This is a genomic window from Pantoea sp. X-Soil-MYKO-1785 (assembly GCF_059730675.1).
The window spans coordinates 372,555-395,137 of record NZ_AP036000.1 but is presented as its reverse complement, the minus strand read 5'-3'; the positions used below and the strand labels follow the sequence as shown (position 1 = coordinate 395,137).

Genomic DNA, 22,583 nt, shown 5'->3' with positions numbered 1-22,583 from the left:
AAAACCCCCGACCGTTTCCGATCGGGGGTTCCTGATGACTTAAGCAGTCAACGGCAAATTACATCATGCCGCCCATACCGCCCATGCCACCCATACCGCCAGCGCCGCCGCCTAAATCAGGTGCGTCGCCTTTTGGCAGGTCAGTGACCATACATTCGGTGGTGATCATCAGACCGGCCACAGAAGCCGCGTACTGCAGAGCAGAACGGGTTACTTTGGTTGGGTCCAGGATACCGAAGTCGATCATGTTGCCGTACTCTTCAGTCTGCGCGTTGTAACCGTAGTTACCGTCGCCCGCTTTCACGTTGTTAGCGACTACAGATGGCTCTTCACCGGCGTTAGATACAATCTGACGCAGTGGAGATTCCATTGCGCGCAGTGCAACTTTGATACCGACGTTCTGATCTTCGTTCTGACCACGCAGCTCGGCCAGCTGAGCTGCAACGCGAACCAGCGCCACACCACCACCAGCAACCACACCTTCTTCTACCGCAGCACGGGTTGCGTGCAGGGCATCTTCAACGCGGGCTTTCTTCTCTTTCATTTCAACTTCAGTTGCTGCGCCCACTTTCAGAACGGCAACGCCGCCTGCCAGTTTAGCGACACGCTCCTGCAGTTTTTCTTTGTCGTAGTCAGAGGTTGCTTCTTCGATCTGCTGACGAATCTGGGTAACACGGCCCTGAATCGTCGCTTCTTCACCCACACCGTCGATGATGGTGGTGGTGTCTTTGTTAATCACAACGCGTTTTGCCTGACCCAGATCTTCCAGAGCCGCTTTTTCCAGCTCCATGCCGATCTCTTCAGAAATCACAGTACCACCGGTCAGGATAGCGATATCCTGCAGCATGGCTTTACGACGGTCGCCGAAGCCTGGTGCTTTAACCGCAGCCACTTTCACGATGCCGCGCATGGTGTTAACCACCAGGGTAGCCAGCGCTTCGCCTTCAACATCTTCCGCGATGATCAGCAGTGGTTTGCCGGCTTTCGCCACGGCTTCCAGCACTGGCAGCATTTCACGGATGTTAGAGATTTTCTTGTCAGCCAGCAGGATGAACGGAGATTCCAGTTCAATCGCACCGGTTTCTGGTTTGTTGATGAAGTAAGGTGACAGGTAACCGCGATCGAACTGCATACCTTCAACCACATCCAGCTCGTCCTGCAGGCCAGTGCCTTCTTCAACGGTGATCACGCCTTCTTTACCCACTTTCTCCATCGCCTGAGCTATCAGCTGGCCCACGGTTTCATCGGAGTTAGCAGAGATGGTACCTACCTGCGCAATCGCTTTAGAGTCGGAGCACGGTACAGACAGCGCTTTCAGTTTCTCAACCGCAGCGATAACCGCCTGGTCGATACCGCGCTTCAGGTCCATCGGGTTCATACCCGCAGCAACGGCTTTCAGGCCTTCGGTGATGATAGACTGCGCCAGTACGGTAGCGGTGGTGGTGCCGTCGCCCGCAGCGTCGTTCGCTTTAGAGGCAACTTCTTTCACCATCTGCGCGCCCATGTTCTCGAACTTGTCTTCCAGTTCGATTTCACGTGCTACAGAAACACCATCTTTAGTGATGGTCGGTGCACCAAAAGATTTATCCAGAACCACGTTACGGCCTTTCGGGCCCAGGGTAACTTTTACTGCATCTGCCAGTACGTTCACGCCACGCAGCATTTTTACGCGTGCGTCATTACCGAATTTTACGTCTTTAGCTGCCATTTTAAATATCCCTTAAATTCGTTTCGTTCAGTGAATTACGCGAAAAAATTACGCTTCAACAACCGCCAGGATGTCGCTCTCAGAGATGATCAGCACCTCTTCGTTATCGATTTTCTCGGTTTTCGCGCCGTAACCTTCGCTGAAGATCACGATGTCGCCAACCTTCACGTCCAGCGGCTTAACGTCACCACTCTCAAGGATGCGGCCGTTGCCGACAGCCAGCACTTCACCACGGGTGGATTTGCCGGCTGCAGAACCGGTCAGCACGATGCCGCCAGCTGATTTAGCTTCAACTTCTTTACGCTTGACGATAACGCGATCGTGCAATGGACGAATTTTCATTTGATAGCTCTCCTTTGAGAAGTCCAATCATTCAGTTTTGGGGTTGAACACCGGGCTGCATGGCTTCCGGCCTCGTGACCTGAGAGATAGGGCCGCTACCATCTCCTTTCAAGGGGGCAGACAACAAATTTTTTACGCAGATGAGATGAGTGATGGCTTTTTGAGCAATCGGCAAAAAGATCGCCAGCCGAAACAAAAAACGCAACCCGAAGGTTGCGTTTTAACGTGGCGATAACGCCATTAGCGATCTTTCGGATCGTCATGGTGCTCAAGGCGATCGCTATTTTTGCGCTCGAATTCGCCATCCATGGTATAGCCGCTGTCGGGTCCGGCTCCCGGACCGCGCCAGACGCGCAAATGCGGCATCAGCTTCAGCGTCAGATGCTTCTGCACCGGTGGCAACAGCAGCAGCAGGCCCAGCAGGTCGGTAAAGAAGCCGGGCAGCAGCAGTAGAAAACCGGCGATGATCAGCGACACGCTCTTGATCATCTCTTTCGCCGGGCTCTCGTTACGCGCCAGCTTCTCCTGCATCAGCATGAAGTTTTTCATGCCCTGATTTTTGACCAGCGACACCCCGATGCAGGAGGTGAAGACCACCAGCAGCATGGTAAGCAGCACGCCCATGACGTGGGCGACCTGAATAAACAGTGAAATTTCAATCCAGGCCAGGACAAAAAAGACTAATAACGGTATCCAGCGCACCGTACTCTCCTGTAAGTGTGGGCCGATCGGCAGCGCGCCGCTCAGCAGAAAGCGTTCATCTTAATGATGATAAGAAAAGAGATGGGCACCCGTGTCACCATTTTCAACCGATCCTGTCAAATTTATCCCGCAGGGTTAATTTTGTAACCTGTTTCACATATCGTTAACCTGACGGCAGCGTTAAGTGATCTGCATGCGTGCATTTCTGATGCATCAGAATATGATCGTGCTCACCAGTATGAAGACGGATAAAATGTCGGTACGGGTGCACCACGACAAAATAAACACATCATCTGTGATGGTTAGCGGCGACAACAAGAAGGTTATCATGGCGAACAACATTCGTATCGAAGAAGACCTGTTAGGTATGCGCGAAGTGCCGGCGGATGCCTATTATGGCGTTCATACTCTGCGTGCGATTGAAAATTTTTACATCAGCAACAGTAAAATCAGCGACATACCCGAATTTGTCCGCGGGATGGTGATGGTAAAAAAAGCGGCGGCAATGGCCAACAAAGAGCTGCAAACGATCCCCCGCAACATTGCCGATACCATCATTCAGGCCTGTGATGAAGTGCTCAATAATGGCCGTTGCATGGATCAGTTCCCGGTGGATGTCTATCAGGGCGGTGCCGGCACCTCGGTCAACATGAACACCAATGAGGTACTGGCAAACATCGGTCTGGAACTGATGGGCCACCAGAAAGGCGAATATCAGTACCTCAACCCTAACGATCACGTCAACAAATGTCAGTCGACCAACGACGCCTACCCGACCGGTTTCCGCATCGCGGTGTACAGTTCGCTGCTGAAGCTGCTGGATGGCATCAGCCAGCTGGCCGACGGTTTTGAGCGTAAGGCTGACGAGTTCCAGACCATCCTCAAAATGGGCCGCACCCAGTTACAGGATGCGGTGCCGATGACGCTGGGTCAGGAATTTCACGCCTTCAGCGTGCTGCTGAATGAAGAGACCAAAAGCATTCTGCGCACCGGCGAGCTGCTGCTGGAAGTGAACCTCGGCGCGACCGCCATCGGTACCCGCCTGAATACGCCGGACGGTTATCAGCACCTTGCCGTGCAGCGTCTGGCGGAAGTCAGCAACCTGCCGGTGGTGCCGGCGGAAGATCTGATCGAAGCGACCTCAGACTGCGGTGCCTACGTGATGGTGCACTCGTCACTGAAACGCCTGGCGGTGAAGCTCTCTAAGATCTGTAACGACCTGCGCCTGCTCTCTTCCGGTCCGCGCGCTGGCCTGAATGAAATCAACCTGCCGGAGTTACAGGCCGGTTCGTCGATCATGCCAGCCAAAGTCAATCCGGTGGTGCCGGAAGTGGTTAATCAGGTCTGCTTCAAAGTGATCGGCAACGACATTACCGTCACCATGGCTTCCGAAGCCGGTCAGCTGCAGCTGAACGTGATGGAGCCGGTGATTGGCCAGGCGCTGTTTGAATCGATCAGCATCCTGACCAACGCCTGCTACAACCTGCTGGAGAAATGCGTCAACGGCATTACCGCCAACCGCGCGGTATGCGAAGCCTACGTGTTTAACTCAATCGGCATCGTCACCTACCTTAACCCGTATATCGGCCACCATAACGGCGATATCGTCGGCAAAATCTGCGCCGAAACCGGTAAAAGCGTACGTGAAGTGGTGCTGGAACGCGGCTTGCTGACCGAAAGCGAGCTGGACGATATTTTCTCGGTCCAGAACCTGATGTATCCGGTTTATAAAGCAAAACGTTATACCGACGAAAACGAGCAGTAAGGTTTAACCGACGCTGGTTGACTAAAGGCACACCGCGATCAACACGGTGTGCCTTTTTCTTTGGTAAACAGCACAACTGATTTTCTCAGGTTAAATACTCAGGAGTGATGCATGTTTGTGGTTGAGCTGCTGGTCGTCTTACTGGCGATCTGGTTGGGTGCGCGCCTTGGCGGCATTGGCATTGGGTTCGCTGGCGGCATGGGCGTGCTGATCCTGACGCTGGGCTTTGGCCTGCCGCCGGGAATGATTCCGTTCGACGTGATCGAAATTATCATGGCGGTCATTGCGGCTATCGCGGCCATGCAGGTGGCTGGCGGGATGGATTATCTGGTCAGCCTCGCCGAACGGCTGCTGCGCCGCCATCCGCGTCACGTCACGCTGCTGGCACCGCTGGTGACCTATCTGATGACGCTGCTGGCGGGTACCGGTCATACGGCCTTCTCGACGCTGCCGGTGATCGCTGAAGTGGCGAAAGAGCAAGGCGTCCGCCCTTCGCGCCCGCTGTCAATCGCCGTGGTCGCTTCACAGATCGCCATTACCGCCTCGCCCATTTCAGCCGCGGTGGTGTTCTTCGCCACTCTGCTTGAGCCGCGTGGCATCAGCTACATTACGCTGCTGGCTATCGCCATCCCCTCGACCATGGTCGGCCTGTTTCTGGCCGCGCTGGTGACCAACTTCCTCGGCAAAGAGCTGAAGGATGATCAGATCTACCAGGCGCGGCTGGCAAAAGGTGACGTCACGCTGCGCGGTGCCAGCGTCTACCAGCCCACGCCGGGCGCGAAAAAATCGGTGCTGCTGTTTCTGCTCGGCATCATCGCCGTGGTGGTCTACGCCACTCTCACCAGCGCCAGCGTTGGGCTGATCGCCAACCCGCTGCTGCCGCGTAATGAAGCGATTGTGGTGTTTATGCTGACTATCGCCACCCTAATCAGCCTGACCTGTAAGCTGGATACCAGCGAGATCCTCAGCGCCAGCACCTTCAAGTCCGGCATGAGTGCCTGTATCTGCGTGATGGGTGTCGCCTGGCTGGGCGATACCTTTGTTAAAGCCCACCTGGCAGAGATCCAGATGGTGGCCGGCGATATGCTGAAAACCTACCCATGGATGCTGGCGCTGGTGCTGTTCTTCGCCTCAATGCTGCTCTACTCGCAGGCGGCGACCACTAAGGCGCTGATGCCTGCCGCCTTACTGCTGGGCGTGTCGCCACTTACCGCCATCGCCTCGTTTGCCGCGGTTTCGGCGCTGTTCGTCCTGCCGACCTACCCGACTTTACTGGCGGCCGTGGAGATGGATGACACCGGATCGACCCGGATTGGCAAGTTTGTTTTCAACCATGCCTTTATTATTCCCGGCGTGATCGCCATTACGCTGTCGGTGATGGCGGGCTTTGTCTTTGGCGGGATGCTGTTATAGCCCGATAACCGCGTCGCTGGCTGAGCGTGCTATCATCGGGCTCTTTTAAACAGGAGCATTACGATGAATGCCATCGTTGTCCTTTGCACCGCGCCCGATCAGGCGACGGCGCAACGTCTGGCCGCCTTGGCGCTTGAGGCCAGACTGGCGGCCTGCGTTACGCTGCTGCCGGGTGCCACCTCGTATTACGTCTGGCAGGGCCAGCTCGAACAGAGCAGCGAAGTACAGATGCTGCTGAAATGCGATAGCGATCACCAGCAGGCACTGTTAGATCTGCTCAGGCAGGCGCATCCCTACGATGTGCCTGAACTGCTGGCGCTTCCGGTTCAACATGGAGACAGTGAATACTTGTCATGGCTGCACGCATCTCTCGCTTAATTACGCTGCTGCTGGTGCTGTTTATCAGCCTGCAGGCGCACGCATCGCTTTTTTCCAACCCCGCCAGCAGCCGCTTTGTCCCGGTCGATCAGGCGTTTGGTTTTGATTTCGACCAGCAGGGGGCGCATCTCAACCTGCACTGGAAAGTAAAATCGGGTTACTACCTCTATCGTCAGCAGATCCACCTCACGCCGGCCAACGCCACGCTGGCACCGCTGACGCTGCCCGCCGGTCAGCCACATGAAGATGAATTCTACGGCAAGAGCGAGATCTATCGGCAGGATCTGACGGTGCCGGTGACGCTACAGCAGGCCGCCCGTGGTGCCACGCTCAGCGTCACCTATCAGGGCTGTGCCGCCGCCGGATTCTGTTATCCCCCCGAAACCCGCACCGTGCCGCTGAGTCCGGTAGCGGCCAGCACTGCTGCGCCGCCGGTGAATACCGCGCCTGCACCCGCCACTCCGCTGCCGTTTTCGCCGCTGTGGGCGTTGCTGATCGGTATTGGCGTCGCCTTCACGCCCTGCGTGCTGCCGATGTACCCGCTGATTTCCGGCATTATTCTCGGCGGCCAGCGCCACTATTCGATCGGCCGGCTGTTCGCGCTGGCGATGGTATATGTGCAGGGCATGGCGCTGACCTATACCCTGCTGGGTCTGGTGGTGGCCGCTGCCGGTCTGCGTTTCCAGGCGGCTCTGCAACATCCGTGGGTGCTGTCGGCGCTGTCGGTGCTATTTATCGTGCTGGCGCTGTCGATGTTTGGTCTGTTTACGCTGCAACTGCCAGCCGGCCTGCAAACCCGTTTAACCTTGTGGAGCAATCGCCAGCAGGGTGGCTCGCTGCCAGGGGTATTTTTGATGGGCGCGCTGGCCGGTTTAATCTGCTCCCCCTGCACCACCGCGCCGCTCAGCGCTATTCTGCTGTATATCGCCCAGAGCGGTAATTTGTGGGCCGGTGCCGGCACCCTCTGGCTCTATGCGGTCGGGATGGGCTTACCGCTGATCGCCGTCACCCTGTTTGGCAATAAGCTGCTGCCGAAGAGCGGACCGTGGATGCAGACGGTAAAAGAGGGCTTTGGTTTTGTTATCCTGGCGCTGCCGGTTTTTCTGATGGAGCGGGTGCTGGGCGACCTGTGGGGACTGCGGCTGTGGAGCCTGCTGGGCGTGGCCTTCTTTGGCTGGGCGTTCAGCGTCAGCCTGCGCGCCAGCAGCGGCAAGTGGCGCGTGGTGCAGATTATCGTGCTGGCCGCCGCACTGATCAGCGCCCGTCCGCTACAGGACTGGGCATTTGGCAGCGCAGCGCAGCAGCAGCAGGCTGTCGCCCACCTGCCGTTCCAGACCGTTCAGACTCCGCAGCAGTTGCAGACGGCGTTACAACAGGCCAACGGCCGCATCACCATGGTCGATCTGTATGCCGACTGGTGTGTTGCCTGTAAAGAGTTTGAAAAATACACCTTTAGCGACAGCGCGGTACGCGATAGCCTGAGCCGGGTGCAGCTGTTACAGGCCAACGTGACCGCCAATAGCGCCAGCGATAATGCGCTGTTGCAGCATCTTCAGGTGCTGGGATTACCGACCATTTTATTCTTTGATGCGCAAGGCCACGAGATCGCTGACTCGCGCATTACCGGGTTTCTCAATGCCGCCGATTTCCGGGCGCATTTGCAGAAACTCACCCCGTAAACAACACTGGAGTCAGGCTTGTGCCCGGTGAACAGCCGGGCCTGCATACCAGAGGAGAGTCACTTGCAGCGTGAACAAATACTCGAGCATGCACTGAATGTGCTTGAACAGAACGGCCTCGCCGCCACCCTCTCATTGGAAACCCTGGCGGGCCAGACCGACCTTTCTCTCGATCAGCTCCGGCTGTTCTGGCCCGATCGTGACGCCCTGCTCTACGATGCGCTGCGCTATCACGCTCAGCAGATTGATACGTGGCGGCGTCAGATCATGCTGGATGAGACGCTGTCGCCGGAGCAGAAGCTAATGGCGCGTTATGAAGTGTTAAGTGAACACGTCAGCAAAGGCCGCTTCCCCGGCTGTCTGTTTATCGCCGCCTGCAGTTTCTATCCGCAGCCGGATCAGCCAATTCATCAGCTGGCGGAACAGCAGAAGCGCGCATCATGGCAGTTTACGCATGAAATTCTGCTAGACCAGGCGCTGGATAACCCGAGCATGGTGGCCGATCAGATGGAGCTGATTCTGGAAGGCTGCCTGAGCAAGCTGCTGGTGAAGCGCAACGTGCAGGATGTCGCCACGGCTCAGCGGCTGGCGGAAGATGTTTACAGCATTGCGTTGTGCCGTAAAAACGGCGCGCTGGCCTGAGGTTTTACCCGCTTTGACTGAAAATCAGGCAATCAGTCACGTTTCCCGTGGTTTTTTGGTGAAAGCCGTTGACGCCCGGCGGCCTTTACGGTTTAATGCGCCCCGTTGCCCGAATAGCTCAGTCGGTAGAGCAGGGGATTGAAAATCCCCGTGTCCCTGGTTCGATTCCGGGTTCGGGCACCATATTTAAAGAACCCGCCTCTGGCGGGTTTTTGCTTTTCAGGACGGCGAACCCGGCCTCGAAGGTTCGATGTACTCGCCACTTCCCTGTGGCTCGCCCTGCGGGTCTGCACGCCAGCGTGCGATGAAAAAATGCTCCCGGCATTTTTTTCCGGGTTCGGGCACCATCTTTAAAGAACCCGCCTCTGGCGGGTTTTTGCTTTTCAGCGCGGTGAACCCGGCTCCGAAGGTTTACTCCACGCCTTGCCTCAGCACTCAACCCACACCGCACCGGCATCCGCTGATTTCACGCACTGCGCCACCCAGCGCACGCCCATCAATCCGGCATGCACATCGGGATACCAGAAATCCTGCAGGAAGGCGCTGTCGCCACGATCGCTGGCGTCCATTGCCAGCGCGAAGCGGCGGTAAAGGTTCGACCAGGCTTCGAACAGCCCTTCGGCATGACCACCGCCGATACGGTCCTCCTCCCGCGCGCGCGGACTGAGATACCCCATGCCGCGCTCCAGAATCCGCACCGGTTCGCCCTGCACTTCATAACGCAGCTGATTTGGCTGCTCATCCCACCACTCCAGGCTGGCTTTGGCGCCCACCACCCGAATCTTCTGGCCGTGCATTGAGCCGGCATTCACCGCCGAGGCCCACAGCGTGCCAACCGCGCCGTTGTCATATTCCATCATCACAAAGGCGTTATCTTCCAGCGGCGCGCGGGTGGCGACAAAACTCTGACGAGAACAGAGCAGCCGCGTCACTTTTAGCTGCGGCAGCATCGTTTCTGCAATAAACAGCGGATGCGTAGCGAGATCGCCCAGTACATAGCTCGGGCCGACAAAGCGCGGATCGACCCGCCAGCGGGTGCTTTCACTCTGTAACTCCACCGCCTCGTTGTGGAAGCCGTGAGCAAACTGCATATTGACGATGCGGATCTCACCCAGTACACCGGCGGCGATCATCTCGCGCGCCTGATGGACCAGCTGATGCCCGGCATAGCCGTAGGTCACGCCGACCACCTTCTGCTTCTGCCGGCTCAGCTGTTCCAGCTCATCCGCCTCTTCGACGGTAAAGCAGAGCGGCTTCTCGCACACCACGTGCAGTCCGGCGTTCAGCGCCGCGCGACAGATAGCGAAATGGGTGTTATTGGGCGTGGCGATCGAGACCGCTTCAATCCCGTCCTCCCGTTCGGCTTCTGCGGCAAACAGGCTGGCATAATCGGGATAACAGCGTTCTGACGCCACGCCAAGCGCATTGCCAAATTCACGCCCGCGTGCGGCATCAATATCAAACGCGCCCGCCAGCAACGAAAAGTTGCCGTCACGCAGCGCCGCTGAACGGTGGATATACCCAATCTGGCTGGTCCCGCCGCCGCCAACCATGCCCCAGCGCAACGAGCGATTCAGTGCTTTTTTACCGTTAATCATGATGCTCTCCTCAGAATCCGATTGAGCGCAGGTAGTGCAGGCTGGCGGTAACATCAGCCAGGCTGGTGTCGGCCTGGCGCGGGTCTCGCTCCTGTTCGATGGTGATCCAGCCCTGATAGTCACGCTCTGCCAGCAGAGCGCGCACCGCCGGATAGTCGATCACGCCCTGCCCCAGTGGGCACAGCACGCCTTCAGCGCAGGCGCTAAAGAAGTCGAGTCCGCGCGTAATGGCGTCGCGCCACCGTTGATGATGAACGTCTTTGAAATGCAGGTAGTCGATGCGCGCCCAGTAACGTTGCAGCGCGTCAATCGGGTCCATCCCGGCATAGTAGAGATGGCCGGTGTCGAGACATAAACCGGCCACCTGATGCGGAATATCGTTCACCAGCCGCGCCAGTTCATCAGCGAACTCAATACAGCCGCCCGCATGCGGATGGATCACCGCCCGCACGCCATACTCCTGCCAGGCGATCTGACTCAGAATGGTGATGTGCTGCATCATGCGTTGCCACGCCTCATCGTCGAGCCGCGGCGATTTTTCCGACTGGCCGGCATATTTCGCCCGCTGCGGATTGCCAAAATCGATGATCACCAGATAAGGCGGCGGCGCGTTAACGCCTGCGGTTTTTGTTGCAGTCGGGACCTGCGCCAGGTTGCGGCACAGGTTGTGGGTTAGCGTCACCAGCGCCGGAAAATGCGCTTCACTGACTAAATCATCAAAAATGGTGCCCGCCACCAGCGACAGGCCATGGTAATTAAGCTGCCGCGTCAGCTCATCGGGATCGGTTGGCAGATAGCCCCAGGGACCCAGCTCGATACTGCGGTAGCCCGCCTGCGCGGCCTCCGTCAGCACTTTCTGGCAGGGCGGCAGCCATGGATTATTCGGATCGTCTACGCCCCAGCTGCAGGGCGCGTTTGCAATGTGTAGGGTCATGATACCTGCCTGTGCGATGAGAACTGCTGGCAGTATCAAATAAAAATTTCATCACAGACAACAATGAAAGTTTCATTTTTTGATAGCGATCGCGTTTAACACCTTCATTTTATGATAGGTTTTTATCATACGCAGATTAAGACTGCCGTTTTACAGATTTTCGCGCGTCACCAGTTCGAACGGTACGGTCACCTGAGCGAAGTGATCGCGCTGTTCGCTCCCGCCGTTCAGGCAGGTGGCAATCACCGCATCGGCCATCACATCAATCCGGTGCCGCAGCATCAGCGAGATGGTGCCGTCAATCAGCGCCAGCTCATCGCCCGGCAGCGGACCGTGGCACAGCAAATCAATCTGTCGGCGGCCGCTGTCTCGCAGGGCCTGCACCACCCCCTCAATACCGCCGCAGGGCGCATAAATCATCACCAAATCATCATGCTGCTCGAGTAACTGCCGGGTGGCCTGATAGCCACCTTCATTTGATTCATGGGTTTTTAACGGTTCAAGCACCCGCTGGCTGACGCCCGCTTCACGCAGATAGGAACGGAAGCTGATCTCGCTGCTCTCCTGACAGGTAAAGCGGTGGTCGCCAAGCAATACGCCGACGCAGCCCGGCTGACGCAGCAGATGTTGCGCCATCCAGGCGGCGGTTCGCCCTGCCTTCTGATTATCAATGCCAATAAAACCGGCGTGCTCGCAGGGCGAAAAATCTGACAACAGAGCGTAGACCCGCACGCCCAGCCGCGACACATCCTGGATAGCGTGACGGATTAAGGGATGATCCAGCGCCACCAGGCCAATCACATCGTTCCGCTGCGCGAGCTGGCGCAGAGAGCGGGCGACCACCTCCACTTCGTGAATGTCGTGCCAGCAAAATTCGGTTTCGCTGCCCGCTGGCTGATGCCCGCGCGCCCGCTGTTGCAGCGCCTCACCCAGCTGCTGATAAAATGAATAACGGGCCGGCAGCAGGATAAAACCAAAGCGCAGCTGAGCCGTAGCGGGTTGTGTCGCGGGCAGACTGTACGCCGCAGGCAGCCGATAACCGAGCTGTCGGGCCGCCGCCAGCACCTTCTGCTCGGTTACGCCGCGCACCGGTGCCCGACGGTTCAGCACCCGATCGACCGTCGCCACTCCTACGCCTGCCGCGTCTGCAATTGCCGTCATGGTTACTTTTGACATCATTCTTCTCCCGCTATCGATCCTCAATTGCCGAAACGGGCGGTTCCCCTTCAGCGTTTCTCTGCCGTGGTGCGACAGCAATTAATCCTGTCACCACCCGGCGTATTTTCTCTCATTTTTTTGATAGAAAATACGTCATTACTTTGATCACCTTCGCAAAATGAAATTTTCATTTCTTTTTTGATTCTTTTTAAAACGTGCATTTGCTAAAACGGGTAAAAATCTGGCGTTAACTTCCCTGATGGAATCGCATCATCAAATGATTAGAGCGGTGGCAGCAGGCTTTCTATAGTGGGGTTCTGACTGGACCCTGCACGTAAAAGAAGGAATGGGTATGTTTCCCTCAACGCTTCCCACCCCACGCTTACCCGATGCCCGAACCCTGCCGTCGCTGCGCTGGGGCATTATCGGCCCCGGCTGGATTGCCGACCATTTTGCGCAGGCGCTGCGCCACCATACCGACCAGCAACTGACGGCTGTGGCGGGCCGTAATCCGGCTAAAGCCCAGGCGTTTGCCGAAAAGTGGTCAATTGCTTATGCCACCAGCAGCATGGATGCGCTGCTGGCGCGTGAGGATGTCGACGCGGTCTATATCGCCACGCCGCATAATCACCATTTTCCGGATGGCCTGCGCGCTATCGCGGCGGGAAAGCACCTGCTGATTGAGAAACCGCTGGCGCTGAATGCGCAGCAGGCAACCCAGCTGAAGCAGGCCGCTGCGGCCCGCAATCTGCTGTGTATCGAAGCAATGTGGTGCAACTTCGCAGCGAAATATGACGTCATCCGGCAGTTACTGGCGGATGGCGTGCTCGGCGAGGTTCACACCCTGATTGCCGACCACGGCGAATTTTTTACCGCGGATCACCGCATCTTTAACCACGATCTGGCGGGTGGGCCGATGCTCGATCTCGGCAGTTATCTGGTGGCGCTCAGCGTGTTTATCGGCGGTGGCGCGCCCGACAGCATCATTGCCAGAGGCCAGCCGGTGCCCGGTGGCAGCGTAAACGGTCAGACCTCAATGCTGCTGACACATCGCCACGGCATGCATTCGCTGCTGAATACCACGTTGTTCAGCAACACGCCCGGCGGCGCGGTGATTGCCGGCAGTGAAGCCAGCCTGGTGCTGGAGGGGCAGTTCTATGCGCCAGGCAATTTTCGCCTCACCTCCAGCGAGGGTCGCCACAGCCTGTACTGGGAAGAACCCGCCAACCGCTATCTGCAGCTGTGTCATGAAATCAACCACTTCGCCTGGTGTATCGGGCAGAACCTGACTGACTCGCCGATCCATCCGCTCGACCAGGCGATTACTACCCTGGCTACGATAGACAATATCAGGCAGCAGATCGGCGTCACTTTTAATGAAGAACAGTAACGTTAATATTTCCGGAGCAGACAGATGAAAATCGCTTTTGATGTGGATGTGATTAAAGACCTCGGCATCACCCGTATGGTCCATCAGGTGGCTGACTGGGGGTATAAATATATCGAACAGTCGCCGCATCCGCAGATCAACCCGTTTTATAAGCATCCCAAAGCCAGCCGCGAAATCATGACTGAATATAAAAACGCGCTGCGTGACACCGGGCTGGAGATCTCCTCGTTTATCGTGGTCTATCGCTGGTCCGGTCCGGACGAACTGCGCCGCCAGGCCGCGGTGAAGAACTGGAAACGGATGATTGAAATTGCGGTTGAGATGGGCGTGCAGGTGATCAACACCGAACTCTCCGGCACGCCTAACGAGCCGGAGATCTGTGAAGAGATGTTTTATCGTTCGATGGAGGAGCTACTGCCGATTATCGAACGTGAGGGGATCCGGGTCGAGATTCAGGCGCACCCGTGGGATTTCTGCGAAGAGAACAATGAAACGGTGGATATCGTGAAGTCGTTTCGCAGCGATAACGTCAAGTATATCTACAGTGCGCCGCACACCTTCTTCTATGACAAAGGCAAAGGCGATGTAAAACCGATGCTGGAGTATGCCGGAGACGATCTGTCGCACATGCTGATCGCTGACACCATGAACCACACCAAACATTGCCGCTACATCGTTAACCCGCCCGGCGTTGATGCCACGATTCACCAGCACGTCGGCGTCGGCGAAGGCGAAGTCGATTTCGATACCCTGTTCCAGACGCTGCGCGACACTAACTTTGCCACACGCAGTTACAAAGTGGGTGGCGAGCCGATTATCGCCGCCTCGCTGTTTGGTTATCCGGAAAAGATGAAGGTTCAGGCAGTGCAGACCCGCGAACTGATCGAACGCGAGTTACTCAGCAAATAACCTTGCGCAGCCGCAGCCGGCCGCGCTTTGCCGCCTCTCTGCCCGCCTCGCCGCCTGCGCGGCGGGCACGGTTTACCCTTTCGTCTATCGCAATTCCCGCAGCCTACCCCCCGCATCGCCGGTCATTCACCTGGCCGCGATCACCGCCAGCAGAGTTAAACCGGCTTTTATCCACCTGCTACACTCCAGACAAACATCACACCACAAGGCGAACCTTCACTATGTCGGAAAATGCATATCAGCCCGCAAAAGTCTGGAGCTGGGATCCCGAAGCAAAAGGCAACGGCGCAAAAACCAATCGCCCGTTCGCTGGCCCTACCCATGAAAAAGCGCTGCCGGTCGGCAAGCATCCTTTGCAGCTCTATTCGCTCGGCACGCCGAACGGCCAGAAAGTAACCATCCTGCTGGAAGAGCTGCTGGCGCTTAACGTGATTGATGCCGAATATGATGCCTGGCTGATCCGCATCGGCGAAGGCGATCAGTTCTCCAGCGGTTTTGTTGAGGTTAACCCTAACTCCAAAATCCCGGCGTTGAGTGATCACTCCACCACGCCGCCGATTCGGGTGTTTGAATCGGGCAATATCCTGCTCTATCTGGCGGAAAAATTTGGCTACTTCCTGCCAAAAGATCTGGCGCAACGTACCGAAACGCTCAACTGGCTGTTCTGGCTGCAAGGCTCAGCGCCTTATCTCGGCGGCGGTTTTGGCCATTTCTATCACTATGCGCCAGAGAAAATCGAATACGCCATCAACCGCTTTACCCTTGAGGCCAAACGTCAGCTCGACGTGCTGGATCGTCAGCTGGCTGACAATCGCTATCTCGCCGGTGAGGATTACACCATCGCTGACATCGCGACCTGGCCGTGGTACGGCAATCTGGTGCTGAATGACCAGTATGGCGGCGCCGAATTCCTTGATGTGCAGTCCTATAAAAATGTGGTGCGCTGGGCGAAAGAGATTGCTCAGCGTCCTGCCGTGATCCGTGGCCGCAAGGTGAACCGTGTAATGGGCGACCCGGCCGATCAGCTGCATGAGCGTCATGATGCATCTGACTTTGATACCCAGACCCAGGATAAAAAAGCTTAAGGAGACACTCTGTGAGTGCATACGTTGTATTTATTCGTGATAACACCCTGAACCAGGACGAAATGGCGATCTACGCCGAGAAAGCGGGCCAGGCACGCGGCGATCATCCGATCAACCCGCTGGCTTTTTATGGCGAACTGGAAACGCTGGAAGGTCAGGAAGCGGAAGGCGTGGTGATTCTGGAATTCCCGAGCCGTGAAGCAGCACACGCGTGGTATGACAGCCCGGAATATCAGGCGGCCAAAGTGCATCGCCTGAAAGGGGCGAACTATCGCGCGATCCTGGTTCAGGGTATCGACAAATAAAAAAGGGACGCTGCGGCGTCCCTGAACTTTCAGGCGGCAGCCCTGCCGCCTGCATCGGTTATTCCAGTCCGATCCGCACCACGCTGTCCGCTCCCTGGCTGCTGTGATCCGGATTAAAGCCCTGCTTCACCGTCACATACAGGGTCTGACCATCGGGTGATACCAGCAGGCTGTTGGGATGACTGTCAAACGACCAGCTGTTTTTCACCGCATAGCTGGTGCCATCCAGCTGCAGCACTTTCTTCGACTCACGCTGACTGATGTAGATCTCATTGCGCTTGCCGTTAAATTTAATCCCCAGTGAATCCCCGAGATCCAGACGCTTAATCACCTTGCCGCTGCGCTCATCAAACACCAGCGTATTTTTAGCTTTTGAATTATCGGTGACAAACAGCCGGCCGGTCGCCGGATCTTCGGCCATATTAAGGAACAGATACTCTTTGCCATCGCCCGCGGTCAGGCGCTGTTCAATTTTGTTATTGCGCGGATTGATCACCAGGATTTCGCCGCTGCCGTTGGCCGCATAAATCCGATCGCTGACCGGAGAATAGATGATGCCGGTGACCCATTTGCCGGCATTTTTAATCCGGGTTTTCAGCGTCAGGGTTTTCGCATCGACCACCCAGATCAGGCCGGGATCGCCGACGCCGCCGACATACAGCAGCCCGTCGTGCAGGAAAATTTCACGCGCGCCGAACGGTAGCCCTTTTTCATTTTTCTCACTGAACATCAGGCGTTTCAGCACTTTGCCACTTTCCGGATCGATGGCCGAGATGCCGCCATCCAGCGAATTGGTGGTGTAGAGCACGCTGCCATCAGGCGCACTGATCAGACCGAAGTTCTTCAGGTCATAATGTCCTTCGCCGGTGGTCTTCAGCGTGGTGGCATCCAGCCGATAGATCATCCCGCCGCTGACGTCTTTAAAGCCCTGCGCACTGGCTACATACAGCGCATTTTTTGCCGGCAGGTAAGCCATTTCATACAGGCCTTCACCCAGTTCGCGCTGGGTCAGATGGCCCTGGCCGGTGGTTTCTACCGTAACCGGCGTGCTGGCGTCTGCTTTTCGGGCCGGCAACTGACACGCGGTCAGGCTGAAGGTGGTGACAATCGCCAGGGCGAGTGCCGCTTTGCGCGGGCTGAATAAGGTTTTCATTCTTAACTCCAGTAAGGGGCGAACGGCTTCCATCAGGCCGCAGCACGGCGGGAAGACACAGAATAAAAAGAATGAGAATCATACTCATTAGTAAAAAAGATGTAAACGCAGCGGTAAACAGGTGCTGGCTCAGCGCCGCGTGTCGCAGGCTATCTCCGGCCGTCGACGACTACGCTGTCAGAGATCACGGCCCGACCTGCAAATGCTGTTGCAGAAAGGTGACGAAGGCGCTGATGCGTGCGGGCAACTGCCGTTGCGCCTGCCAGACGGCAAAAATATCGCCATCCGGTGCCTGCCAGTCCGGCAGCACCGGCAGCAGATCGCCTGCGGCAATGCTGTGCTGCGCATCCCACCATGAACGCAGCAGAATGCCGTGTCCATCCATCGCCAGCCGCATCGCCACTTCACCATCATTGGTAATCAGACTGCCCCGCACCTTCTGACTGACGCTCTGCTCACCGCGCGTCAGCCGCCACAGGGTGAAATCGCTGTCGTGCTGACGCAGCAGAATGCAGTTGTGCTGCGCCAGATCGCGCACCGTCTCCGGCAGACCATGCCGGGCGGCGTAGGCCGGAGAGCAGCAGAGGATGCGCGGATTGGTGCGTAACTTGCGCGCCACCAGCCGGGAGTCAGGCGGTTCGCCGACCCGGATATCGATATCCATGTGCGCATCCAGAAAATTAAGCGGCTGACTGGTGAGCTGCAGTGACAGGGAGAGCTGCGGATGCAGCGCGGCAAATGCCGACACGCAGGGAGCGATATGACGGCGGCCAAAACCAAACGAAGCGTTAATGTTAAGCGTGCCGCGCAGCTGCGCCGTTTCGCCGCTCACCGCCTCTTCCAGCGCCGCCAGCTGGTCCAGCAACGGACGCGCGCCCGCCAGATAGCGCCGCCCTTCCGGCGTCAGCTCCAGCCGGCGGGTGGTGCGGCGCAGTAACTGCACGCCGAGCCGCTGCTCCAGCTGGCTCAGTCGTTTGCTGACGGCCGCCAGCGACAGCCCGAGTTCACGGGCGGCGGCGGTCAGGCTGTCCAGTGCGGCAAGCCGTACGAAGAAAGCGAGGTCGTCGGTTGAGGTGCGTGATTCTCTACTTTGATTCAACACTGGATTGCGTTTCAGGCTCATTATTTCCCCGGAATCGACAGTTATACTGCCTGCACAATTCGAACATCAACCGGAAAGGTGCCCTGTGACTAATAAAATCCATCGTATTGCGGTAATTCCTGGCGACGGTATCGGCAAAGAAGTGATGCCGGAAGGCGTGCGCGTAATGAATGCGGCGGCGGAAAAATTCAATATTCCGCTGCGCTGGGAGTGGTTTGACTACGCCAGCGCCGACTACTGGCAGCAGCATGGCAAGATGCTGCCTGACGACTGGTTTCCGCAGCTGAAAGCGTTTGATGCTATCTACTTTGGTGCGGTTGGCTGGCCGGACGTGGTACCCGACCACGTTTCCCTGTGGGGCTCGCTGTTGCAGTTCCGCCGCGAGTTCGATCAATATGTCAATCTGCGTCCGGTGCGCCTGATGCCCGGTGTTAAAGCGCCGCTGGCCAACCGTCAGCCGGGCGATATCGACTTCTACGTAGTGCGCGAAAATACCGAAGGCGAATACTCCAGCGTGGGCGGAACCATGTTCCCGGGCACCGATCGTGAGGTGGTGATCCAGGAAACGGTAATGACCCGCACCGGCGTCGATCGCATCCTGAAATTTGCTTACCAGCTGGCGCAGAGCCGCCCGAAAAAACACCTGACCTCCGCCACCAAATCGAACGGTATTGCGATCACCATGCCTTACTGGGATAGCCGGGTTGAGGCGATGGCTGGCCAGTTCCCCGAGGTGAAGGTCGACAAGTATCATATCGATATCCTCACCGCCAATTTCGTGCTGCATCCGGACTGGTTTGATGTGGTAGTCGCCAGTAACCTGTTTGGCGATATCCTGTCGGATCTCGGTCCGGCCTGTACCGGCACCATCGGCATCGCCCCCTCCGCTAATATCAACCCGGAAGGCCACTTCCCAAGCCTGTTTGAACCGGTGCACGGCTCTGCGCCAGACATTGCTGGTAAAGGCATCGCCAACCCGATTGGACAGATCTGGTGCGGCGCGATGATGCTGGAGCATCTGGGCTATAAAGAGGCAGGTGATGCGGTGTTAGCGGCGATTGAGCGTACGCTGGCCGCAGGTGAGCACCTGACGCGCGACCTCGGCGGCAGCGCCAGCACCGAACAGCTCGGCAGTGCCATCGCCGCCGCGCTGTGAGTTATTCCGGCAGCGCTACCACGCTGTCGGGGTGCCAGCCTGGCGGTAACGGCTCCGGCCGCACGATGGCCAGGTTGTGCAGCTGCAGATTCTCAACGCCGCGCGCAAACAGTCCCGGCAATCCGCCGGGATAGCGCTCAACTCCATATGCCTCACCGGTTTTTGGATCGAGCTTATAGGCGTTATCCAGCCCCATGCCGGTCGGTGAGTCAGGGTTACACGGCGGCCGGATGTCATACTGCCCCTGCGCCACCGGCGCCACACTTTGCCGCAACTGCACCTGACTGATTAACACGTCGCGGATCGCGCCCGGCTGCGCCGCATGCAGGTTAATCGCCCCTTCCGCTACGCCCGTCACGTTAGTGAACTGCACCTGCTCTACGCGGCCCGGCGCAATCGCCGGATCGCGACTGCGCACCGAGATAAACAGCGGATCGGCTTTGCCCCAGTGGCACGGCGGCGCATGGTGGCAGGCAAAGGTCAGATTGCTGAACAGCAGCCGCCGCATCGCCCCGCCGTCGCGTGACAGAATGCCGATGGCGCGGTTGGAATCGAAAATGGTGCAGCCGGTGACCGTCACATCTTCCACATCATCCCAGCTTTCGGTGCCGATTTTAAAGGCGCAGCTGTAACTGCGTAGCAGACAGTTGGTGATCATAATCTGGCGGGCCGGACGTCGCAGCGCCGCAGGCTTGTGGGTGGTTTTAATGCAGATAGCATCATCGGCGGCGCTGAGGTAGCTGTTGCTGACAAACACGGCTTCGCAGCTGTCGATGTCCAGCGCATCGGTGTTCGGCATGGTCATGGCGTTATCAATGGTGAGATGGTCGATATGCACATGACGGCAGCTCACCAGATGTACGGTCCACATCGGGGCCTGCACGATGGTAAAATCTTGCAGCCTCACCTGCTCGCAATCTTCAAAAACGATGATGCGCGGTCGGTCGGCGCGCGGCAGACGATAGCCCTGCTCATCACGTTCGGTGGCAAACCAGGCTTCGCCCTCGCCATCAATGCGGCCGGTGCCGCTCAGGGTGATATTGCGCTGACCAAGGGCGTAGAGCAGCACGTTGTGTGACTTCTCGGCGCTGCTCAGCGCCTGGACCGGCTGGTAATCGGCCAGCCGCTGGCTGGCGATCAACACCGCCCCCGCCTCCAGGTGCAGTTCAAAATCAGAGGGCAGATTCAGGCAGCCGCTGCGGTAGCGCCCGGCAGGCAGCGTCAGGCGGCCTCCGCCGGCGGCGGCAATCTGATCCATCGCGCGTTGCAATAGCGCGGTATCCAGCGTTTCGCCGTCGGCGGCAGGATGAAAATCGGCAAGGGAAAGGTGCATCATGCGTCTCCCGCAAGAGTGAGGAGGAACAATTGCAGCACGTTCCGGTGCCGCAAACCTTTGTCTGGTCGCCACTGCCCCGTTCCGTGCCGGCGATCACAGATTACTTCACGGCGCCTTCGGTCACGCCGCTGATAAACTTGCGCTGGAAAATCAGGAACACCGCCACCAGCGGCAGGATGACAATCATCGCGCCCGCCATCAGCACCGGAATGTCGATGGTGTTTTTATTCTGAAAGAACATCATGCCGATCGGTAAAGTACGCAGCTCATCTTTGTTGACCAGAATCAGCGGGATTAAAAACTCATTCCAGGTCCAGATAAACAGCAGCAGCCCGAGCGTCGAGAGCGTCGGCCAGATGGCCGGCACCAGGATGCCCCACAAAATTTTGACCCGCGAGGCACCATCCATCACCGCCGCTTCCACCAGCTCTTTGGGCACCTGCTGAAAGGCACTGGCGATCATCAGGGTGGTAAACGGCAGCGACAGGGCAATCTGCGGCAGAATCAGCGCCAGATAGGTATTGGTCAGCCCCATCCAGCGCAGCTCATGGTAGAGCGGGATGATAAACGCCTCGCTCGGCAACACCATGCCGAGCGCCAGCATCGCCGCGATCGCTTTTTTACCGGGGATCTTCAGCCAGGCGAAGCCAAACCCGGCCAGAATCCCCAGCAGCACGCTGCACAGCACCACCGGGATCACCACCAGCACCGAGTTGAGGAAGTAGACGTTAAAATGTCCCTGCTGCCAGGCAGTGAGGTAGTTTTTAAAATTCAGCGAGGCGGGCAGCGTGAATACCCCCTGAAACAGCTCCATCTGGGTTTTAAACGAGGTCATCAGCGCCATCAGAAACGGCAGAATGGTCATCAGCGCCACCATCCAGATCAGCGCGCGTGAAATCACCGGCGTACTACGCATCAGTACCGCTCCTTTAAGGCCAGGTGAATCAGGTAGTTAATCCCTAACACAATCAGCATGCTGAACACCGCCACTGACGATGCATAGCCAAAGTAGTGCAGGTCAAAACCCTGCTTGTACATAAAGATATTGGTCACCATGGTGGAGGTGCCCGGTCCGCCCTGGGTCATCACATAGACCAGGTCAAAGGCTTTCAGGCTGGCAATCACCGTCAGCAGCAGCGCAATCCGCACCTCAGGCCGCAGGGCCGGCAGGGTAATCCGCATAAACTTCTGACGACGCGACGATCCATCCAGGTCGGCCGCTTCCAGCAGCGAGGGATCCATTCGCTGCAGGCCCGCCATAAACAGCACCAGACAGAAACCGAAGAAGTACCAGGTGGCGACCAGGCCGACAGCCGGCAGCGCCCAGGTAAAATCGCCCAGCCATGACATCGCCAGCTGCGGTAAGCCAATGGCGCGCAACAGCTGATCGATCGGGCCAAACGCCGGGTTATATAACCAGCGCCACACCACGCCCAGCACCGCCATCGGCATGATATAAGGCAGAAAGAAGAGGATGCGCAGCACGCTGCGTTCGCTGTTGTTGCGCGTGTCATACAAAAAACTGCACAGCAGCAGACCGATGCTAATCGGCAACAGGGTGTAGAACAGCATCAGGATGGCGTTATTGCCCAGCGCTATCCAGAACACCGGATCGCTGAACATCCGCAGATAGTTGCTGACGCCGCTGAATACCGGCAGCGAGGTGCCGTCCCATTCGGTAAAGCTGATACCGAGCGAGGCCAGCAGCGGCAACAGCAGAAATACCGCATAGACCAGCACCGCCGGCAGAACATAAAGGAAATTACGCCAACCGCTTAAATTCAACATAACCGTACTCGTGGCTCAGAACGACGCTCAGGCCCGGCGA

21 protein-coding genes and 1 tRNA gene are annotated in these 22,583 nt (G+C 57.5%); 11 read left to right on the top strand and 11 right to left on the bottom strand.

What is annotated here, in order from left to right; genetic code table 11:
* Positions 1-58: 58 nt before the first annotated feature.
* The 3 genes from groL to AC6I8D_RS01745 form a co-directional block, all read right to left on the bottom strand.
* Positions 59-1,708 (bottom strand): chaperonin GroEL, encoded by a 1,650-nt coding sequence (groL, locus tag AC6I8D_RS01755; RefSeq protein ID WP_497819559.1) that lies wholly within the window; start codon positions 1,706-1,708, stop codon positions 59-61.
* A 48-nt stretch (positions 1,709-1,756) separates the two neighbouring features.
* A complete protein-coding gene (locus tag AC6I8D_RS01750) occupies positions 1,757-2,050 on the bottom strand; it encodes a co-chaperone GroES (RefSeq protein ID WP_022625257.1) in 294 nt (97 codons plus the stop codon).
* Between the two features lie 240 nt (positions 2,051-2,290).
* Positions 2,291-2,752 carry an FxsA family protein gene (locus AC6I8D_RS01745; protein WP_031375471.1) on the bottom strand — a complete coding sequence of 154 codons (462 nt, stop codon included), beginning with the start codon at positions 2,750-2,752 and terminating at the stop codon, positions 2,291-2,293.
* Positions 2,753-3,080: 328 nt separating this feature from the next.
* On the opposite strand from AC6I8D_RS01745, the gene aspA reads away from it, so the two are divergent.
* The 6 genes from aspA to AC6I8D_RS01715 all read left to right on the top strand — a co-directional run bounded on the left by aspA (position 3,081) and on the right by AC6I8D_RS01715 (position 8,812).
* Complete coding sequence (aspA, locus tag AC6I8D_RS01740; protein WP_312057002.1) at positions 3,081-4,517, top strand: aspartate ammonia-lyase; 1,437 nt, start codon at positions 3,081-3,083, stop codon at positions 4,515-4,517.
* A 111-nt stretch (positions 4,518-4,628) separates the two neighbouring features.
* Positions 4,629-5,930, top strand: coding sequence for an anaerobic C4-dicarboxylate transporter (locus AC6I8D_RS01735; protein ID WP_312057004.1), 1,302 nt, complete (start codon positions 4,629-4,631; stop codon positions 5,928-5,930).
* Positions 5,931-5,993: 63 nt separating this feature from the next.
* Positions 5,994-6,308: a divalent cation tolerance protein CutA gene (cutA, locus tag AC6I8D_RS01730; RefSeq protein WP_497819558.1), complete on the top strand. Its 315-nt coding sequence runs from the start codon at positions 5,994-5,996 to the stop codon at positions 6,306-6,308.
* Positions 6,284-7,987, top strand: a complete 1,704-nt coding sequence (locus AC6I8D_RS01725) for a protein-disulfide reductase DsbD (protein WP_497819557.1) — start codon at positions 6,284-6,286, stop codon at positions 7,985-7,987. The genes cutA and AC6I8D_RS01725 overlap by 25 nt, the downstream gene beginning before the upstream one ends.
* 63 nt (positions 7,988-8,050) lie before the next feature.
* On the top strand, positions 8,051-8,629 hold the full coding sequence (gene dicD / locus AC6I8D_RS01720) for a division control transcriptional repressor DicD (protein WP_312057006.1): 579 nt from the start codon (positions 8,051-8,053) through the stop codon (positions 8,627-8,629).
* A gap of 107 nt (positions 8,630-8,736) precedes the next feature.
* Positions 8,737-8,812, top strand: a tRNA-Phe gene (locus AC6I8D_RS01715).
* A 245-nt stretch (positions 8,813-9,057) separates the two neighbouring features.
* Here the strand turns inward: AC6I8D_RS01715 and AC6I8D_RS01710 are convergent.
* The 3 genes from AC6I8D_RS01710 to AC6I8D_RS01700 all read right to left on the bottom strand — a co-directional run bounded on the left by AC6I8D_RS01710 (position 9,058) and on the right by AC6I8D_RS01700 (position 12,337).
* A complete protein-coding gene (locus tag AC6I8D_RS01710) occupies positions 9,058-10,227 on the bottom strand; it encodes a Gfo/Idh/MocA family protein (RefSeq protein WP_312760324.1) in 1,170 nt (389 codons plus the stop codon).
* Positions 10,228-10,237: 10 nt separating this feature from the next.
* Positions 10,238-11,161: a TIM barrel protein gene (locus tag AC6I8D_RS01705; RefSeq protein WP_497819556.1), complete on the bottom strand. Its 924-nt coding sequence runs from the start codon at positions 11,159-11,161 to the stop codon at positions 10,238-10,240.
* 150 nt (positions 11,162-11,311) lie between these two features.
* A complete protein-coding gene (locus AC6I8D_RS01700; protein ID WP_497820637.1) occupies positions 11,312-12,337 on the bottom strand; it encodes a LacI family DNA-binding transcriptional regulator in 1,026 nt (341 codons plus the stop codon).
* Between the two features lie 334 nt (positions 12,338-12,671).
* On the opposite strand from AC6I8D_RS01700, the gene AC6I8D_RS01695 reads away from it, so the two are divergent.
* The 4 genes from AC6I8D_RS01695 (at position 12,672) to AC6I8D_RS01680 (ending at position 16,008) form a co-directional block, all read left to right on the top strand.
* Positions 12,672-13,709, top strand: coding sequence for a Gfo/Idh/MocA family protein (locus AC6I8D_RS01695; protein ID WP_312760328.1), 1,038 nt, complete (start codon positions 12,672-12,674; stop codon positions 13,707-13,709).
* Between the two features lie 24 nt (positions 13,710-13,733).
* Positions 13,734-14,618: a sugar phosphate isomerase/epimerase family protein gene (locus tag AC6I8D_RS01690; protein WP_312760330.1), complete on the top strand. Its 885-nt coding sequence runs from the start codon at positions 13,734-13,736 to the stop codon at positions 14,616-14,618.
* Positions 14,619-14,839: 221 nt separating this feature from the next.
* Positions 14,840-15,703 (top strand): glutathione-dependent disulfide-bond oxidoreductase, encoded by an 864-nt coding sequence (gene yghU / locus AC6I8D_RS01685; RefSeq protein ID WP_497819555.1) that lies wholly within the window; start codon positions 14,840-14,842, stop codon positions 15,701-15,703.
* Positions 15,704-15,714: 11 nt separating this feature from the next.
* Complete coding sequence (locus tag AC6I8D_RS01680) at positions 15,715-16,008, top strand: DUF1330 domain-containing protein (RefSeq protein WP_312057012.1); 294 nt, start codon at positions 15,715-15,717, stop codon at positions 16,006-16,008.
* A gap of 58 nt (positions 16,009-16,066) precedes the next feature.
* Here the strand turns inward: AC6I8D_RS01680 and AC6I8D_RS01675 are convergent, their stop codons facing one another.
* Together AC6I8D_RS01675 and AC6I8D_RS01670 are read right to left on the bottom strand one after the other, a co-directional pair.
* Positions 16,067-17,161 carry a YncE family protein gene (locus tag AC6I8D_RS01675; RefSeq protein WP_497819554.1) on the bottom strand — a complete coding sequence of 365 codons (1,095 nt, stop codon included), beginning with the start codon at positions 17,159-17,161 and terminating at the stop codon, positions 16,067-16,069.
* A 184-nt stretch (positions 17,162-17,345) separates the two neighbouring features.
* Positions 17,346-18,284, bottom strand: a complete 939-nt coding sequence (locus AC6I8D_RS01670) for a LysR family transcriptional regulator (RefSeq protein WP_497819553.1) — start codon at positions 18,282-18,284, stop codon at positions 17,346-17,348.
* Between the two features lie 64 nt (positions 18,285-18,348).
* Here AC6I8D_RS01670 and AC6I8D_RS01665 point away from each other — a divergent pair, with 64 nt between their 5' ends.
* On the top strand, positions 18,349-19,419 hold the full coding sequence (locus tag AC6I8D_RS01665) for a tartrate dehydrogenase (protein WP_312760335.1): 1,071 nt from the start codon (positions 18,349-18,351) through the stop codon (positions 19,417-19,419).
* Between the two features lies 1 nt (position 19,420).
* Here AC6I8D_RS01665 and AC6I8D_RS01660 read toward each other — a convergent pair whose 3' ends face one another.
* The 3 genes from AC6I8D_RS01660 to AC6I8D_RS01650 form a co-directional block, all read right to left on the bottom strand.
* Positions 19,421-20,752, bottom strand: coding sequence for a glycoside hydrolase family 28 protein (locus tag AC6I8D_RS01660; RefSeq protein WP_497820636.1), 1,332 nt, complete (start codon positions 20,750-20,752; stop codon positions 19,421-19,423).
* A 103-nt stretch (positions 20,753-20,855) separates the two neighbouring features.
* Positions 20,856-21,671 (bottom strand): carbohydrate ABC transporter permease, encoded by an 816-nt coding sequence (locus tag AC6I8D_RS01655; RefSeq protein ID WP_312760337.1) that lies wholly within the window; start codon positions 21,669-21,671, stop codon positions 20,856-20,858.
* Complete coding sequence (locus tag AC6I8D_RS01650) at positions 21,671-22,543, bottom strand: carbohydrate ABC transporter permease (RefSeq protein ID WP_031377781.1); 873 nt, start codon at positions 22,541-22,543, stop codon at positions 21,671-21,673. Before AC6I8D_RS01650 ends, AC6I8D_RS01655 begins: the two co-directional genes overlap by 1 nt.
* Between the last annotated feature and the right edge of the window lie 40 nt (positions 22,544-22,583).